General features: G+C 65.1%; 17 protein-coding genes and 2 pseudogenes. 11 read left to right on the top strand and 8 right to left on the bottom strand.

Features of this window, described 5'->3' with window-relative positions:
* Together CCR94_RS01845 and CCR94_RS25830 are read right to left on the bottom strand one after the other, a co-directional pair.
* The coding region (locus tag CCR94_RS01845) for a heme/hemin ABC transporter substrate-binding protein (RefSeq protein ID WP_158254573.1) at positions 1-801 on the bottom strand (801 nt) is incomplete at its 3' end.
* A 14-nt stretch (positions 802-815) separates the two neighbouring features.
* Positions 816-1,259, bottom strand: a complete 444-nt coding sequence (locus tag CCR94_RS25830; RefSeq protein ID WP_244593898.1) for a hemin uptake protein HemP — start codon at positions 1,257-1,259, stop codon at positions 816-818.
* Positions 1,260-1,287: 28 nt separating this feature from the next.
* Between CCR94_RS25830 and CCR94_RS01835 the strand changes: the two genes are divergently transcribed.
* The 6 genes from CCR94_RS01835 to hutW all read left to right on the top strand — a co-directional run bounded on the left by CCR94_RS01835 (position 1,288) and on the right by hutW (position 7,404).
* Positions 1,288-3,366 carry a TonB-dependent hemoglobin/transferrin/lactoferrin family receptor gene (locus tag CCR94_RS01835; protein WP_104506178.1) on the top strand — a complete coding sequence of 693 codons (2,079 nt, stop codon included), beginning with the start codon at positions 1,288-1,290 and terminating at the stop codon, positions 3,364-3,366.
* A 12-nt stretch (positions 3,367-3,378) separates the two neighbouring features.
* The gene (locus CCR94_RS01830) at positions 3,379-4,218 is read left to right on the top strand and encodes an energy transducer TonB (protein WP_104506177.1); all 840 of its coding nucleotides are present in this window, start codon (positions 3,379-3,381) and stop codon (positions 4,216-4,218) included.
* Positions 4,219-4,236: 18 nt separating this feature from the next.
* Entirely contained in the window at positions 4,237-4,578 is a 342-nt protein-coding gene (gene hmuQ / locus CCR94_RS01825) for a heme-degrading protein HmuQ (RefSeq protein ID WP_104506176.1), read from the top strand.
* 93 nt (positions 4,579-4,671) lie between these two features.
* Positions 4,672-5,259, top strand: coding sequence for a MerR family DNA-binding protein (locus CCR94_RS26515; protein WP_425332303.1), 588 nt, complete (start codon positions 4,672-4,674; stop codon positions 5,257-5,259).
* 228 nt (positions 5,260-5,487) lie between these two features.
* Positions 5,488-6,030, top strand: coding sequence for a heme utilization cystosolic carrier protein HutX (gene hutX, locus CCR94_RS01810; RefSeq protein WP_104506174.1), 543 nt, complete (start codon positions 5,488-5,490; stop codon positions 6,028-6,030).
* 12 nt (positions 6,031-6,042) lie between these two features.
* Entirely contained in the window at positions 6,043-7,404 is a 1,362-nt protein-coding gene (gene hutW / locus CCR94_RS01805) for a heme anaerobic degradation radical SAM methyltransferase ChuW/HutW (RefSeq protein ID WP_104506173.1), read from the top strand.
* A 42-nt stretch (positions 7,405-7,446) separates the two neighbouring features.
* Here hutW and CCR94_RS25375 read toward each other — a convergent pair whose 3' ends face one another.
* The 5 genes and pseudogenes from CCR94_RS25375 to CCR94_RS26505 form a co-directional block, all read right to left on the bottom strand.
* A complete protein-coding gene (locus CCR94_RS25375) occupies positions 7,447-7,782 on the bottom strand; it encodes a hypothetical protein (RefSeq protein ID WP_104506172.1) in 336 nt (111 codons plus the stop codon).
* Between the two features lie 154 nt (positions 7,783-7,936).
* Positions 7,937-8,497 (bottom strand): hypothetical protein, encoded by a 561-nt coding sequence (locus CCR94_RS01795; RefSeq protein ID WP_206605754.1) that lies wholly within the window; start codon positions 8,495-8,497, stop codon positions 7,937-7,939.
* A gap of 362 nt (positions 8,498-8,859) precedes the next feature.
* Positions 8,860-8,985, bottom strand: a pseudogene (locus tag CCR94_RS26510) (helix-turn-helix domain-containing protein); the annotation flags it as partial.
* A 12-nt stretch (positions 8,986-8,997) separates the two neighbouring features.
* Positions 8,998-9,171 (bottom strand): hypothetical protein, encoded by a 174-nt coding sequence (locus CCR94_RS25820; protein ID WP_244593897.1) that lies wholly within the window; start codon positions 9,169-9,171, stop codon positions 8,998-9,000.
* Between the two features lie 49 nt (positions 9,172-9,220).
* Positions 9,221-9,322, bottom strand: a pseudogene (locus CCR94_RS26505) (hypothetical protein); the annotation flags it as partial.
* Positions 9,323-9,974: 652 nt separating this feature from the next.
* Between CCR94_RS26505 and CCR94_RS01780 the strand changes: the two are divergent.
* The 4 genes from CCR94_RS01780 to CCR94_RS01765 are packed head-to-tail and all read left to right on the top strand — an operon-like array spanning position 9,975 to position 14,478.
* A complete protein-coding gene (locus tag CCR94_RS01780) occupies positions 9,975-11,111 on the top strand; it encodes an HlyD family secretion protein (RefSeq protein ID WP_244593896.1) in 1,137 nt (378 codons plus the stop codon).
* Positions 11,108-12,712: a DHA2 family efflux MFS transporter permease subunit gene (locus CCR94_RS01775; protein ID WP_104506168.1), complete on the top strand. Its 1,605-nt coding sequence runs from the start codon at positions 11,108-11,110 to the stop codon at positions 12,710-12,712. Before CCR94_RS01780 ends, CCR94_RS01775 begins: the two co-directional genes overlap by 4 nt.
* A 54-nt stretch (positions 12,713-12,766) precedes the next feature.
* A complete protein-coding gene (locus CCR94_RS01770; RefSeq protein WP_104506167.1) occupies positions 12,767-13,264 on the top strand; it encodes a PaaI family thioesterase in 498 nt (165 codons plus the stop codon).
* Between the two features lie 29 nt (positions 13,265-13,293).
* Complete coding sequence (locus tag CCR94_RS01765) at positions 13,294-14,478, top strand: thiolase family protein (protein WP_104506182.1); 1,185 nt, start codon at positions 13,294-13,296, stop codon at positions 14,476-14,478.
* Positions 14,479-14,521: 43 nt separating this feature from the next.
* Here the strand turns inward: CCR94_RS01765 and CCR94_RS01760 are convergent, their stop codons facing one another.
* Positions 14,522-14,944: a winged helix-turn-helix transcriptional regulator gene (locus tag CCR94_RS01760; RefSeq protein WP_244593895.1), complete on the bottom strand. Its 423-nt coding sequence runs from the start codon at positions 14,942-14,944 to the stop codon at positions 14,522-14,524.
* Positions 14,945-15,083: 139 nt separating this feature from the next.
* Between CCR94_RS01760 and CCR94_RS01755 the strand changes: the two genes are divergently transcribed.
* The gene (locus CCR94_RS01755; RefSeq protein ID WP_104506166.1) at positions 15,084-15,569 is read left to right on the top strand and encodes a winged helix-turn-helix transcriptional regulator; all 486 of its coding nucleotides are present in this window, start codon (positions 15,084-15,086) and stop codon (positions 15,567-15,569) included.
* The last annotated feature ends 205 nt before the right edge of the window (positions 15,570-15,774 follow it).

The raw sequence follows: 15,774 nt of genomic DNA, 5'->3' as shown, positions 1-15,774 counted from the left end.
ATAGAGGCTGTCCATTTCGAAGATCGCCCCGCGTTCGGCAGCCGGCGTGCGCGCCACCGCCGGCGCGGCCTTGATGGCTTCGGCGACGGCGGAACCTTCCCGCGCCATGCCGACAATCGCCTCCGGCGCGGCGGCGACCAGAGCCTCCTCGGTCATGGCCTTGTAGCCGTCGAAGCCCGCGACATTGATCGCGCCGGCGAGACGAAGCATGGAATCGGCGGCCGTTCCCCCGCCGCCGCACAGCAGACGGCCGTTCTGCACGGCAAGCACGAACAGCGCGCGCCTTGGCGTCGCGATGGACTGGCGGCGCGCCTCCAGCGCCGCGAAACGCGCGCGGACATCGGCGGCGAGCGCTTCGGCGACTTTCGCGGCATCGAAGGCCGCGCCGACCGCGAGGATTTTTTGCTCGACACCCTCCGGCGTCGGCGGGTCGGCGACGCGCTGGACCGAGGCGCCGGAGGCGGACAAGGCTTCGATCGTCGCGGGCGGGCCGGCGCCCTCCACCGCCAGTATGCGCGTGGGATGCAACGACAGCACGCCTTCCGCCGACAGGTTGCGGAAATAGCCGACATTGCGCTTGTCCTTGAGCGCTTGCGGAGGAAACAGGCTGGTCGCGTCCACGCCGACGATCGCCTCCTGGCGACCCAGCGCATAAGCGATTTCGGTGAGAGCGCCGCCAACAACGACATAGCGCTCCTGCGCGGGCGACGCGACCGGCGCGACCTGACGCAAGCAGAGCATGAAAATGGCGGCGGTCAGGATCGGTCCGATTTGCGCGATCCGCTTTCGTTTCGATGTCATGGGAAGCCCGTCGGTCATTTGGTCAGGATCAGCTTGTTGTTGCCGGTGATGCGCAGCCGATAGGGCTCGCCATCGAGCAGGAGCAGCGCCTCCTTGCGGCCTTTCATCAGGCTGCGCGCGTCGATGGCGTCGAACGCGACGGCCGTTGCGAACGCCGGCGCCGGGGCCGCTTCCGCGCAAGGCGGGGGTTTCGATGATTTTTCCATGAATGAACGCAAGTCATGTGTGAGGACCCCGCGAAGGTAGGAATGGGGACAGCGGACTGTCAAAGAAATGGGCGATTGTTTGAATGATTCTAAATACAGCCGGTTTGCTTGCCGCCGCGTTTCCGATTGGTCATTGATGGTTGAAACGCGACGCGGCGTCTGCGGCCGACCGCGCGCAAGCCAGCCAGGCCATCCCGCCCAGCCAGCCGAGACCTTATCAGGATTGGCGGGGGTGTTTTCGATGTCTGGCATTCTATCGGCAAAGCTGCGGAGCGGCTCAATGCGCGCGAGTTTCGCGCTCGCGTTGGCGGCTGTTTCCTCCGCTGGCGAGGCGCGGGCGGAATCCGCAAACGACGTGTCCGGCCTCGATACGATCAATGTAACCGCCACCAAGACGGACGAGAAGACCATCGACGCGCTCGCCGGCGCGAGCACGATCACGACCGTGGAGGCGGAGCGCTTCCAGCCCTCGACCGTTTCCGACCTTTTGCGCGATGTTCCCGGCGTGACCTCGGAGCGGACCGCCAACGATCCCGGCCAGTCCGTCAACATTCGCGGCTTGCAGGATTTCGGCCGCGTGAACGTGCTGGTCGACGGCGCCCGCCAGGACTACCAGATCACGGGACACGGCCCCTCCGGGTCGTTTTACCTCGAACCGGAATTTCTTGGACGGGCTGAAGTCACGCGCGGCCCCGTCGCCAATGTCTATGGCTCCGGCGCGATCGGCGGCGTGGTGTCGATGACCACCAAGAGCGTCGACGACATTCTGAAGTCCGACGAGAGATACGGCGTCGTGCAGAAACTCGGCGCGGGGACCAATGGCCAGAATTTCTTGAACAGCACGGCGGCAGGCGCCCGCATCGACGATTATGCCGATCTCTACGCGCAATTCATCTACCTCAACCGCGAGCCTTATCGCGACGGCGAGGGAACGCGCGTGTCCGACAGCGGCAATGACGCGATCGGCGGCCTGTTCAAGGGCCGGCTGCGCCCGGCGGAAGGGCAGGAAATCACGCTCTCGGCGCTGACGCAGAATTTCCGGTACGCCAACAACGGGACGAGCGCGGCGGGTTCGCGGTTCAACAACGACGTCAACACCGGAACCTATTCGCTCGGCTATCGCTTCAACCGGCCGGACATTCCGCTGCTCGACCTCAGCGCCAAGGTCTATGTCACGCAGACCGACAACGAGCAGACGCTGCTGTCGCCCGACGCGACCTATGCCGCGCTCGGCGCCGCGGTTGGCGGCAAACGCTCCGACAAGATCGACACCGAAGGGTTCGATCTCCACAACACCGCGCGGTTCACCGCCCTGGGCGTCGATCATGCCTTGACCTTCGGCGGCGATGCGTCCTGGGATCACGTGAAGACCCGCGACAACGCCGGCGGCTTTGTCGCGGCCCTGACGCCCTCGGGCCAACGGGTGCTGTCCGGCGCTTTCGTCGAGGACGAGATCCGCTATGGCGGCTGGCTGCGCGTGATCGGCGCGGCGCGCTACGACAGATACCAACTCAACGGCGGCGCCTATGAGTCGAGCGGCGACCGCGTGTCGCCGAAAATCACCGTCGGCGTTTCACCAATTCAAGGCGCCGAGATTTTTGCGACCTATGCCGAAGGCTATCGCGCGCCGTCGATCACGGAAACCCTGGTCTCGGGGGGCCATCCGTTTCCGGCCTTCGTCATCCTGCCCAATCCCGCATTGCGGCCGGAAGTCGCGCATAATGTCGAGGGCGGCGTCAATCTGAAATACGACGATGTCGCGCGCGAGGGCGACAAGCTGCGCGCGAAAATCACGGCCTTCGACAATCGCGTGACCGACTTCATCGACATGGAGACGGTCGGGGCGTCCTATCTCGTTCCTTACATTCCGGGCATGCCGACGTCGGTGTGCGCGCGGGCGCCGAAATACTGCATGTCCATGCAGTCCTACCAATATCTGAACGTCGCGCGCGCGGAAATTTATGGCGTCGAGCTTGAGGCCGCCTATGACTGGCGCGACGGTTTCGTCTCCGTCAACGCCACCTTGAACCAGGGCCGCAATCTCGAAACCCGCGCCCCGCTCAACAGCGTCCGCCCCGGCCGGCTCGGCCTCACCGGCGGCCTGCGTTTCCTCAACGAAACGCTGACCGTCGGCGGTCGCGTCACCTTCGTGGACCGCAGCGCCAGGGGCGTGACCACGCCGAGCGGCGGCTACGGCCTTGTCGATCTGTTCGCGGATTACAGGCACAACGAATGGGTGAACGCGGGCTTGAGCGTCACCAACCTGTTCGACCGGCGCTACACGCAATATCTCGACACGCTGGCGAGCCCAGGACTGACGGCGAAACTCACGCTCACCGTCAAATATGCCGCGAATTAGACGGGGCGGATCATGGTCCTGTCCAGTGCGCTCGCTACGCCGTTCTTGCCTGAGTCGGCATCCGAGCGGCTTGGCGCCGGCGTGAGGCGCACGTGGGGCTGGTCCCTGGCCGCATCGCTGAGCCTGCATCTCGCGGTTGGGATCATGTTTGCGCGCAACGCCTCGGAAAAGGTGGCGGCGTCTGACGTGGCGGGCGGGACGCAGGTGTTGGAAATCGCCTATCTCTCCAGCGACGAGGCCAACAGCGTCGAGTCCGAGGCGGCGCCGCAACAAACGGTCGCCGACGAACCGCTCCCGCCCGAAATCAGCGCCGCGCCGCCGGTCAGTTCGGCCCCCGCGCTCGCCAAGGAAGACGCGCCGACCGTCGCCAAGACAATTCGTCCCGTCCGGCCGAGGCATGAACCCGCCGCGCGGCGCGAGGCCGAGGAAAAACCGAAGCCGGCCGTGCGAGTCGCGCGGGATTGGCGCCCCGTCCAGAGGTCGGAGCGCGCCGGGCGCGGGAGCGAGCGCCAGCAGTCCCGGGCGGCGGCGCAAGGCGGCGCGAGCGGACCGGCGCCGGCGGCCAGCGGCGCCGACAAGCAGAACTGGCGCGGCGCGGTGCTCGCGCAACTGGCGCGCCACAAGCAATATCCTTCCGCCGCGCGCGACCGCGACGTCACCGGAACGGCCATCGTCGCCTTCACGCTGTCGACGTCCGGCGCCGTCGTCGGCGTCTCGCTGGCGCGCGGCTCCGGGTCGGGCGCGCTCGATCAGGCCACGCTCGCCATGGTGCGCGCCGCGGCGCCGTTTCCGCCCGCGCCGGCGGGCGCGCGGCTCAGCTTCACCACGGCCGTCAACTACACCCTGCGTTGATCGCGGAAAGGCGAAATCATGTTTGTCGCAATGAATCGTTTCAAGGTGCTCAAGGAAAAAGCCGCCGCGTTCGAAGCCATGTGGCTGAACCGCAATTCGACCCTGCATCAAATGCCCGGCTTCATGACGTTCCAGCTCCTCAAGGGGCCGGATGCCGAGGAGCCCGTCTTTTATTCATCGTACACCTTGTGGGCGCGCAAGGCGGATTTCGAGGCCTGGGCGCAATCGACGCAATTTCGCGAGGCGCATGACCGCGCCGAAAAGCGCGAGCCTCTGTCGGTCGGCCACCCGCAATTCCAGGGGTTTGAAGTGCTTCAGGCGCTGAACGCTCCGGCGTCTGCGCGGGAGGCCGCGGAATGAACGTCGCCGTTTCCGTTCCATTGAGTGATTTCGCTACGCGGCTCGCGCTGGACGCAGGCGCGGACGCTGGCCTCGAAGAGATGGCGCGCCAGCATGCTCCTCGATCAGCGCGGGGGCGGCGCCCACCACCTTGTTCGGCGGAACGGTCAGGCCCTTGATCCGGCTCTTCATCTCCACAATGTCGGCGTCGAGCTTGTCGGCCACGGGCGCCATGCCCTCGGTCGAGTTGTTGGCGAGCAGGGCGTATTCGAGGCGATGAAACCCGGCGCCGTCTCACATTTGAAGTGGCGACAGCCACTGATTTATCAGGTGTTTGATGGGACAGCATTACGAACAGAGCACCGCGAGCGAGCGCAATCTTCTTCAATCGAGCCTGAACAAGAGCCACGGCCAGGCGGCGATCGCACGGACGGAAACCGGCGGGCATTCTCGGCAAGCGACCTGCGGCGGCTGTCGTTCATCCGCCACGCCCGCGGATTGGGCTTCGGCATCGAGGCGATTCGCACGCTGCCGGCGCTTCAGGACAAGCCCGAGCAATCTTGCGAAGCAGCCGACGCCATCGCGCGCACCAAACTGGGCGACATCGAGCAACGCATCGCGCGCCTGACCGCGCTCAAGGACGAACTCATGCAGATGCTCGGATGCGACGGCCGTGACGGCGCGCCAGGGAATGCCGGGTGATCGAGGCCCTGTCCGACGCCAGCCACGATCACGGCCCTCTCGCTTGAGACGCCGGATACCCGCGGCGCGCGCCAGGCGAGACTCATTCTAACTTCAGTCCTGTCTGTTGCCGCTGCGCGCCAGCGCTGCTAGCGTCGCTTGATCGACCGCACAGCCAGCCGCCTTCTTGGCTTTCGCCCGCCACCGGTCTGTTTTCCAAAACTCAAGCATGAGGGGGGTGGCGTCGTCATGACGGCTGTTGAAAACGCGAATGCGCGTCCGAGCGGACTCAAGTGCAAGGAGATCGCGACGCTTTTGTTGGAAGACTCGATGCTGGTCGTCGAGCAGGTGGCGCGCGAACAGGGAATGACCCCAGCCGACGTGCTGCGCCTCCTGCCCGACAGCCTGTGCCGGTGGGCGCCCGGCGCCGCCTTCGAACAGGCGATGGCCGACGTCGGCGCCTGGGGCGACGTCCTGTTCCTGGTCCACACCGTCAACGCCATCGTCGAAGTGAAGGCGACGATTCCGCCGGGCCGGCGCGGCCAGGGGTTTTTCAACCTGCATGGACACGGACCGCTCGGCGGACATATCGCCGCCAGCCGATGCGCCGACATCGCCTTCGTGCGCCGCCCGTTCATGCGCGCGGAGACGCGCTCGATCCAGTTCTTCGATGTCGACGGCCAAGGCATGTTCAAGATCTTCGTCGGACGCGACGCCGAACGCCGCCTCATCCATGACCAAATGCTCCGCTTCGACGCGCTGGAGGCGCGCCTGTGTCCAGGCGCGGCCTGACGGGAGGATGAAATGACCGATCTCCCGATGACGGCGGACGACCCGCTGGCGCCGTTCTTTCCGGCGCGAACGGCGCCGGCGCTCACCCACGCCTTCGCGCGGCGAAGCGCGATGATGCCCTGGCGCGGTCTGCGCGCCGTCCCCGACGAAGACCTTTGCGCGCGCGTCGCCCGACTCGAAGCGACGCCGCGCGCCAAAAGCGCCACCGTGGCCTATGTGCATGCGCCATTCTGCGTCAGCCGGTGCCTGTTTTGCGGGTTCTATCGCAACGCCTACGACCGCGCGCGCACGCGTCGCTATGTCGATTTGATGGTCGCCGATCTCGATCGCGCGGCGGCGCTGCCCATGGTCGCGGAGGGGCCGCCGCTTTCGGCGGTCTATATCGGCGGCGGCACGCCGACGGCCCTGTCCGCACCGGAGATCGCGCGGCTGGTCGGCGCGCTGAAGACTCGGCTGCCGCTCGCGGCGGATTGCGAGATCACGCTGGAGGGCCGCATGTTCGGCTTCGACGACGAGAAAATCGACGCGGCGCTGGACGCCGGCGTCAACCGCATCTCGCTAGGCGTGCAATCGTTCGACACGCGCGTGCGTCGCCGCCTTGGCCGCAAACTTGACCGCCAGCAGCTGATCGCCGCCATCGGCGGTCTTGTCGCGCGCGACCGCGCGGCGATTGTGATCGACCTGATCTATGGCCTGCCGGGCCAGACGGACTCTGTGTGGCGCTCCGACATCGAGACGGCGGAAACGCTAGGTCTCGACGGGCTGGATTTTTATGCGCTGGGCGTCCATCCGAATGGGCCGCTGGCGCAAGCGATCGCCGCCGGCAAGACGCTTCCGGTTCCCACGCTCGCCGACCAGGCGCGCGCCTATGCCGCCGCGCGCGCCTTCTTTTCCGAACAGGGGTGGACGCGCCTGTCGCAGGCGCATGTGGCGCGCACCGCGCGCGAGCGCAGCCTCTACAACCGGCTGGTGAAGACCGATGCGACCTGCCTCGCCTTCGGTCCGGGGGGCGACGGCGGCGGATTCGGATCGAGCTGGTCGATGTCCTCGGACTTCGACGTCTGGGCCACCGCCGTCGAGGCCGGGCGCTCCGCGATCGCGCGCATGGGCGATCTGCCCGCCGTTCACGAAGCCGACGCGCTGATCGCGGCGTCGCTGGAAAGCAGCGAACTCGATCTCGGCGCGGTCGAGGCGAGGCGGCCGGGTTTTCTCGATGCGGCGGCGCCGCTGCTCAACGCCTGGCGCGAGGTCGGCCTCGTCGCGCGCGACGGCGGCGTTCTGCGCACGACGGTCGCCGGCGATTTCTGGATGACGACCTTGGCGCGGGGTTTAGTCACGGCCTGCGAACACGCGCGGGCGAGGCGAGCCGCATGACACAGAAACGCATGCTTGTTTTCGGCGCCACGGGGCGCACTGTCAGCCATTTCGCAGCGCTGGCGCGGAACGCGGGCTGGCGGGTGGCCATCGACGCGGCGGGCGCGCATCGGGTGCTTTCAGCGGTCGATCCCGCGCGTCCGACGCCATCGCGATGCGTTCACGCCGCGCGAGATAGCGGACGCATTGCTGCTCGCGGTCATGGTGATGCACAAGCCGCAGGAACGAGTCCCCCAGGGCAATCGAATGAGTCTTGTGTAGCGGTTTGGGCGGAGTTGTGATTCGGCGCTCTCCTGTCGTGATTCGCGGCGTGGAGACGGAACGATGTTTGAAGAGACGCTCGAAGGGCTCAAGGAAAAGCTCGATTTTCTTGATCATTTTTCGGCGCTTGCCGACTCGCGCCAGTCGATTAAAGTTCTTTACCCGCTCGAAGAAGTGTTGCTTCTGACGCTACCCCTCCTCGCAAGCATTGTCTCCACTTTCGTGATCTTAGCTCCCGCCTCCGCGGCAACCCTCTCGTGCCAGCCCTCGCTCATTTGGGCGCTCCCTCAGATAGCTCATCAAGCCGCGCACGCACGCGGTCGGCAATCGACGGAATTGTTCCCTTCAATGGCGTCGCTGCGTACTCTTCCTGCAAATACTGCCGATCTTTTAGTGCCGCGCCCCCGGCCACGCCCGCGATTCGCGCGGCAACAGCGGCCCGGTCACGGTACCAAGCCAACTCGCACGCCGCGTCCGCCAGTTGGTCCATCGCGCTGCGGCCAGCCTTCGTGAGCCGGTACCAAGTCTCCGTCACATTGCCCGGCTCCCCTTGACGGTGTTGGCGGACAAGGTCGCGCGATCGTAGGATGGAGAGCGGGTTGTGCAGGGGCTCGAAGGCACCAAAATGGTACCGAATCATCGGCACACGCCGGAGGTCCGGCTCGCGATTGTCGAAGATGCGACGCGCCAGTTCGAGGTCGAACTGTGCCCCCGTCTTCTCGAACTCGTTTAGGAGCTCGTTGGCGAGGTAGTCGGGGTAACGGATCCAGAAGTCGAGCGCCTGCAGTCGCGACTGGGCGCGAAGGACGCCCACCACGTCAGCGCCGAGCATGGCGTCTTCGACGGGGAGAGCCGCAGCGGAGATGGCAGCGAGCAGCCTCACGGCCGATTGCTGATCGGTGGGAGTATTGACAGTGGATGTCTACGACGGACCAGAGGGAAGCGAATGGGTTTGGTGATTCAATTCTCACAATCCTGAAAAATCAAAGAACTGCGCTGGTACGCTTCTGACGGAATTAACGGCAGTGTGCAACTCCGCGGTCCCCAAGACAAGGACGACCTGCGTCTTAGCCGCTTTCCCGAGGACACAGAGACGCGTCAGATCGGGCCGGCGTATCAAATCGCGGCATCGACCGGTTGAGCTCGGTCGCTGCCGCCAACTGATTGGCGGCAATTCAGTGGATTAATTCATAGTCACAAAATTCCCCACGCCCTGTAACGCCGCCGTCCGGTGAGCTCGCGCAGCCCCAGCTCGGCGATGAGGTTTTGCCCCGCCCGCGCCGAACTTTTCAGCTCCTGCGCCAGCAGTTCGGGGGTGACGGTCGGTCGGGCCTAAGACAGATCGAGCGCCTGCGGCAGATGCGAATTCCCCCGCCTGACCTTGAGTTTTCCCTCACGCGACGCCCGCGCCAAAAGCCAGCGGGCATGATCCTTCAACCCCTGTTCGGCGGGGGCGAGAATAGCCGCCAACCAGAACAGGATTTTGGCGGTTGATCCGGCTTGCACGCGCCGCAGCCGCGGGAACGCGCGCGCCGGAATTCACACACAACAGATGGCTGCGGGTCTTGCGGCGCTGGCGCAGTAGGGCGGCGAGCAGGCGCCCGAGCCAGGGCGCGTGCTGTAACGGCTCGATGTCGTCCCAGGTGGCAGCGACCACGGCGGTGACCAACGCCGGGGGCAGTTAGACGGTCATGGCGAGCGCGTCGCGCCATTGCGCGATCCGTTCGTCCTCGTCCCAGTCAAGATCCTAGACCAGCGGATCGCGGTCCTCGCGGTCAATCATCACCACCAGATGCTCAGTCGGCGATAACGCTTTGGGCGTAGCGTCACATGTTCCGCGCCGCATTGACGCGTTCGAGGTGGAGCGGAGGATCGGCAGGAATAGTCATGAACTCGAAGGTCGCGGCAAAACCACCTGCTGTCCAACGCATAAACAGCAGTGGAGGTACGCTCACCGATTTCACAGTCTGGAACGACTGTTCGGGTGGGTGCTGAGAGATCGAGGTTTTCGAGGCTCCCTCAACTCCGCCTCATATCGCCGATGGCGTGAAGAACGGCATATTGATGCTGACTGCGGACGGGAAGATCAAGTCGAGCGACCCCGCCGTTGTTCGCGCGCAGCGGACCGCGCCTGGGGCGAGAGATAATTTCTAGGAACTAACTTGCATTATAAAAGTTTGTGTTCGATATTCCCCTGGCGAACCGGACCTTCGATCCTCCACGGCAACGTGTGATCGCCCATACTCCCGATGTGCGGCCAAGGCTCCGGTTCGCGCCCAAGCGAAAACTTTTGCCGGGAGAAACAGATTGTGACCGCCGCGAGCCCGACTGAAAACATCGCTGTCTCCGGCGAGGCCCTATCGGAAGCCAAGGCGAGGCCGCGCCCGTCGGCGAAGGCGGCCATCACGACGGCTCTGGCCATCTTGGCGCTCGCCGCCGCCTTGAATTATGGGCGCTATTGGTGGACGGCCGGTCGGTTCATCCAAGCGACCGACGACGCCTATATTGGCGGCGACGTCACGGTCATCGCGCCGAAGGTTGCTGGCTTCATCAGCACGGTCGCGATCGAGGACAATCAGAACGTGCGCGCCGGCGATCTCCTGATCCGGCTCGACGACCGCGATTTCCGCGCCGCGCTCGACAGCGCGGAAGCCTTGGTCGCCGCGCAAAACGCCGCGCTCGCCAATCTCGACGCGACGCGCAAACTCCAGGAGGCGCTTGTCGATCAGGTGGCGGCGGACATCGGCGCCGCCGAGGCCGAGGTGGCGCGCACGCGGTTTGACTATGATCGCTACGACAGATTGTCCGCCGCGCAATTCGCGTCAAAACAGCGCTTCCAGCAAGCCGACGCCGACCACAAGAAGGCCCTCGCCGCCGACAGAAATGCGCGCGCCGCGCTCAACGCCGCCCGGCGGCGGATCGCGGTGATCGAGACGCAAAAGGCTCAGGCCAGGGCCGCGCTCGATCAGGCGCTGGCCCAGCAGAAAATCGCCGCGCTGAACCTGTCCTATACCGAAATTCGCGCGCCGATTGACGGTTTTGTCGGCAACCGCGCCGCGCGCGCCGGCGCCTTTGCCCCGGTCGGCGCGGCGCTGATTTCGCTGGTGCCCGCCAGCGGCCTCTGGGTCGACGCCAATTTCAAGGAGAGTCAAATCGCGCGCATGCGCGGCGGCCAGCGGGCGACGATTGTCGCAGATGTCGCGCCGGGCGAGATCCTCACCGGCCGCGTGGTCAGCATGGCGCCCGCCACCGGCGCGCAATTCAGCGTGCTGCCGCCGGAAAACGCCACCGGCAATTTCACAAAAATCGTGCAGCGCGTGCCCGTTCGCATTCGTCTCGATGGCGACGCCGCGCTCCATGGCAGGCTGCGGCCCGGCCTGTCCGTGACCGCCGAGGTCGATCAGCGCGGCGGCGATGGCTCCGAGGAAAAACAGGCGGCGCGATGACCAGCGCCGTATTGTCAGCAAGCGCGCCGGCGCAAATTGTGGCCTCGCCAGCCGAACTTTCCGACGGCCAAAAAATCTTCGTCTTCGCGGTGATGTGCCTGGGCTTTTTCATCGCGCTGCTCGACATTCAGATCGTGTCGGCCTCGCTGCGCGACATTGGCGGCGGGATCGCGGCCAGTCCGGACGAGGTCGCGTGGGTCCAGACCAGCTATCTCATCGCCGAGATCATCGTGATCCCGATGTCGGGCTATCTCGCGCGGGTCCTCTCGACGCGCTGGCTGTTCTGCGTCTCGGCGGCGGGGTTTACCTTCACCAGCCTGCTCTGCGGCTGGGCCTGGGATATCCAGAGCATGATCGTCTTTCGGGCGTTGCAGGGGTTCCTTGGCGGCTCGATGATCCCGACCGTCTTCACCACCGCCTTCGCCTTCTTTCCCGGCAAGAAAAACGTCATCGCGGCGGCGACCATCGGCGCCATCGCCTCGCTCGCGCCGACCCTGGGGCCAACTGTCGGCGGCTGGATCACCGACAGTTTTTCCTGGCGCTGGCTGTTCTTCGTCAATCTGGCGCCGGGCCTGTTCATCGCGGTCGCCGTGCCATTGATGCTGCGCATCGACAAGCCCAACCTGAGCCTGATCCGCAGCGCCGATTATTTCGGCATTGTGCTGATGGCGATCTTCCTCGGCTGCCTCGAATATACGTTGGAGGAAGGCCCGCGCTGGGGTTGGTTCGAAGACGACACCATTTTGACGACAGCCTGGATTTCCGGCTTGGCCGGCGTCGGCTTCGTCTGGCGCAGCCTGACCGCCGCCAATCCCGTGGTCGATCTCACCGCGCTGAAAAGCGGCAACTTTGCCTTGGGCTGCTTCTTCTCCTTCATCACCGGCGTCGGCATTTTCGCCACCATCTATCTGACGCCGCTTTTCCTGGGCCGCGTGCGCGGCTTCAGCGCGCTTCAGATCGGCGCCGCCGTCTTCACCACGGGCGTGTTTCAGATATTGGCGATTCCGTTTTATGCCTTCTGCGCCAAACGGATCGACCTGCGCTGGTTGCTGATGTTCGGGCTCGCGCTGTTTGGCTTGAGCCTATGGGCCTTCACCCCAATCACCCATGATTGGGGCTGGCGCGAATTGCTGTGGCCGCAGGCGCTGCGCGGCGTCGCACAACAATTTGCCGTGCCGCCAACCGTGACTTTGACGCTGGGCGGCCTGCCGCCGACCAAGCTGAAACTGGCTTCGGGCCTATTCAACCTCATGCGCAATCTCGGCGGCGCCATCGGCATCGCCGCTTGCGGGACAATCTTGAACGACCGGACCAATCTGCACTTTTTGCGCCTCGCCGAACATCTCAATGCGACCAATACCGCGATGGTCGAGCTTTTGCGCGCCGTCGCCGCGCGCGGCGCGACGGTGTTCGGCGATCCCGCGCAGAGCCAGGCCGGCGCCCTCAAGGACTTATGGTCGCTGACTTACCGCGAAGCGCAGGTGATGGCCTATGCCGACGCCTTCATCCTCATCGGCCTGTGCTTTGCTGTAGCGACCGCCATGGTCCTGCTGATGCGCAGGGTCGGGCCGCCGAAAAGCACTCCCGCCGAGGCGCATTGATCCAACCGGGCGCGAGCGACTTCGCCGCCGCGCCCCTGCAAGAGGAATTTGCGAATGGATATGAAAATCCAGTCGTTTGGCCTGGTCCCGCAAGAGGTCGCCGTTGGAATGAGCGGGCTCGAATTTCTGCGGGGAATTCTTGAGGGTCGATATCCCGCCCCACCCTTTGCCGAGGTCGCCGACGTCTGGCCGGTCAGCGTGGAAAAGGGGCGGTTGGTGTTTGAAGCCAGGCCTTCATCGCGCTTCTACAATCCCATGGGCTTGGTGCATGGCGGTTGGCTGGCGCTGCTGCTCGACACGGCCATGGGGTGCGCCGTGCATTCGGCTCTTGAAGCCGGAAAGGCCTATGCGACCACCGACCTCCGGACAACCTATGTCAAGCCGGTGCGCGAAGCCACGGGGCGCCTGCGTTGCGAGGCGACGCTGCTTCACATCGGCGGGCGCACCGCCTCGGCGGAGGGCAAGATTCTCGACTCCCGCGGCGCTCTGATCGCGCATGGGTCGGAGACTTGCCAAATCTTCCCGATCGCCAAAGGCGGCAAGGAAGACTGAACGCAAATTCTTTCCAAGGAGACATGATCATGGCGATCCGCGACATCGTTCTGTGCAGCCCCGTTCGCACGGCCATCGGCGCCTTCAACGGCGCGCTGAAAAACATCCCCGCGCCCGCGCTCGGAGCAACCGTCGTGCGGGAAACCTTGAAGCGCTCCGGCCTCGACCCGGCGGCGATTGGCGGCGTGATCATGGGCAATGTCATCCAGGCGGGCAACCGGATGAACCCGGCGCGACAGGCGGCGATCGGCGGCGGGGTTCCCGTTGAGGTTCCGGCCTTGACGGTCAATCGCGTCTGCGGGTCCGGCGCGCAGGCCATTGTCAGCGCGGCGCAACAGATTCTCGCCGGCGAAGTAGAGGCGGCCATAGCGGGCGGCATGGAGAACATGGACCGCGCGCCCTATCTGATGGACGGGGCGCGCTGGGGCTATCGCATGGGACCAGCGGAAATCCAGGATTCCCTGCTTCGCGACGGCCTCAATGACGCTTTTTCCGGCGAACATTCCGGTTGGCACACGGAAGATCTCGTCACCGACGCGCGGCTCACCCGCGAGGACCAGGACCGCTTTGCCGCGCGCTCGCAGCAGCGTTTCAGCGCGGCCCAGCAAGCGGGAAAGTTCATCGCCGAAATCGTCGCGGTGGAGTTGCCGGGCAAGAAGGGCGTTGAAACCTTCGCCGTCGATGAAGCGCCGAGGCCGAATACGACATTTGAGGCGCTGGCCAAGCTTCGCCCAGCCTTTCGGGAAAGCGGGACGATTACGGCTGGCAATGCGCCCGGCTTGAACAGCGGCGCCGCCGCGATGATCGTGGCCGACCGCGCCTTTGCCGAGGCCAGACATTTGCCGGCGTTGGCGCGACTGGCCGGCTATGGCGTCGGCGCCGTCGAACCCGGCATGTTCGGGCTGGGGCCGGTCCCCGCCATTCACAAAGCGCTGGCGCGCGCGGGCTGGAAACTCGGCGATGTCGAGCGTTTCGAGATCAACGAGGCCTTCGCCGCCGTGCCGCTGGCCGTCGCGCGCGAACTGGGAATTGATGAGGATGTCATCAATGTCGAGGGCGGCGCCATCGCCCACGGCCACGCCATTGGCGCGACCGGCGCCGTCCTGACGACGCGCCTGCTCCATTCACTGCAACGCGACGGTTTTAGGCGCGGCATTGTGACGCTGTGCATCGGCGCCGGACAGGGCATAGCCCTAGCCCTTGAAATGCTGTGAAGCGTCAATGCAAAGCATCGCCGGGCGGCGCAGCGCGCGCGGATCAGGACGCGGGAAGAATTTTCAAGGGACGCGTCCCGATTTCCGCGCCGGTTGTTGCGTCGATGACGACCGGGCGAATTTCCTCGCCCGTTTCCGCGTCGGCGAACCCATTCAACGGCGTTGCGCCATGATGCCGCCGCGCCCAGGCGCCGATCATCACCAGCACCGGCAGGAAATCGCGTCCCGCCTCGGTCAGAAGATATTCGTCGCGTGGCGGGCGCTCGGAATATTGATGCTTATGCAGCAGTCTCGCTTCGGTCAGCGTGGCGAGGCGCTTGGTCAGGATGGTCGGCGCTATGCCCAGGCTCTTGCGAAACTGGTCAAAGCGCGTGAGCCCCTGGCTGGCGTCGCGAAGGATCATGAGGCTCCAGGCGTCGCCAATGCGCGCGACGCCATGTGCGACCGGGCAGAATTCATTCAACACGACGTGTCAGCCCAACTAAAGAGTATCGAAACGATAGTAACAGGATTTCCGGCAAATAGCCACAGACCAGGTGTTCGGGCCTGCGCCGCAGCCAGCTTTAGCGCTGGCATGATGCAAGCGGCGGGCTTAAAACAGCGCCATGAAGCGAAAGACCGTCGGCAATATGCAATGTCCCGTCGCCCGCAGCCTGGAGCGCGTCGGCGACTGGTGGAACATCCTGATCCTTCGGGAGGCCTTTTACGGCGTCACACGCTTCGACGATTTCCAGACCAACCTCGGCATAGCGACCAACACGCTCACGCGGCGGCTCAATGACATGGTCGAGGGCGACCTGTTGCAGCGCCAAGCCTACAGCGAGAAGCCGCCTCGGCATGAATACGTCCTGACCGATCTCGGCCGCAGTTTTCGTCCCGTCCTGCTCATGCTGGTCGCCTGGGGCAATGAGAATTTCGCGCCGGAAGGGCGCAGCGTTGAGCTGGCCGACCCGGTCACCGGCCTGCCGGTCGAGCCGGTTCTGGTCGACAAGGCGACGGGCCGCCCGCTCGCCGAAGGCGTAAAAGTCGTCGCCGGTCCGGCGGCTGAAGCGGCGCTGCGCCGCCGGCTCGAACAGCGCAAGATGCTGTGACCTGACCAAGCCCGCAAAAATTTCGGCCTGTGCGGTTCGTCCTCGCGCTTATATTGTTGGCGCCGATGTCTGTTCGAGACTTTCACCGGCCGGCGCGTTGCGGCGCTTTCCCGCCCATTTCCGGCAAAGCACATAGAAGGCCGGGGTGAAGACGAGGCCGAACAGGGTGACGCCGATCATGCCCGAGAACACCGCCGTGCCCAGG

Origin of the sequence: Rhodoblastus sphagnicola (assembly GCF_002937075.1) — a bacterium.
GTDB classification, from domain to species: Bacteria; Pseudomonadota; Alphaproteobacteria; order Rhizobiales; family Beijerinckiaceae; genus Rhodoblastus; species Rhodoblastus sphagnicola.
The sequence above is the reverse complement of the archived record's forward strand: the minus strand, read 5'-3'. Positions and strand labels throughout refer to the sequence as shown.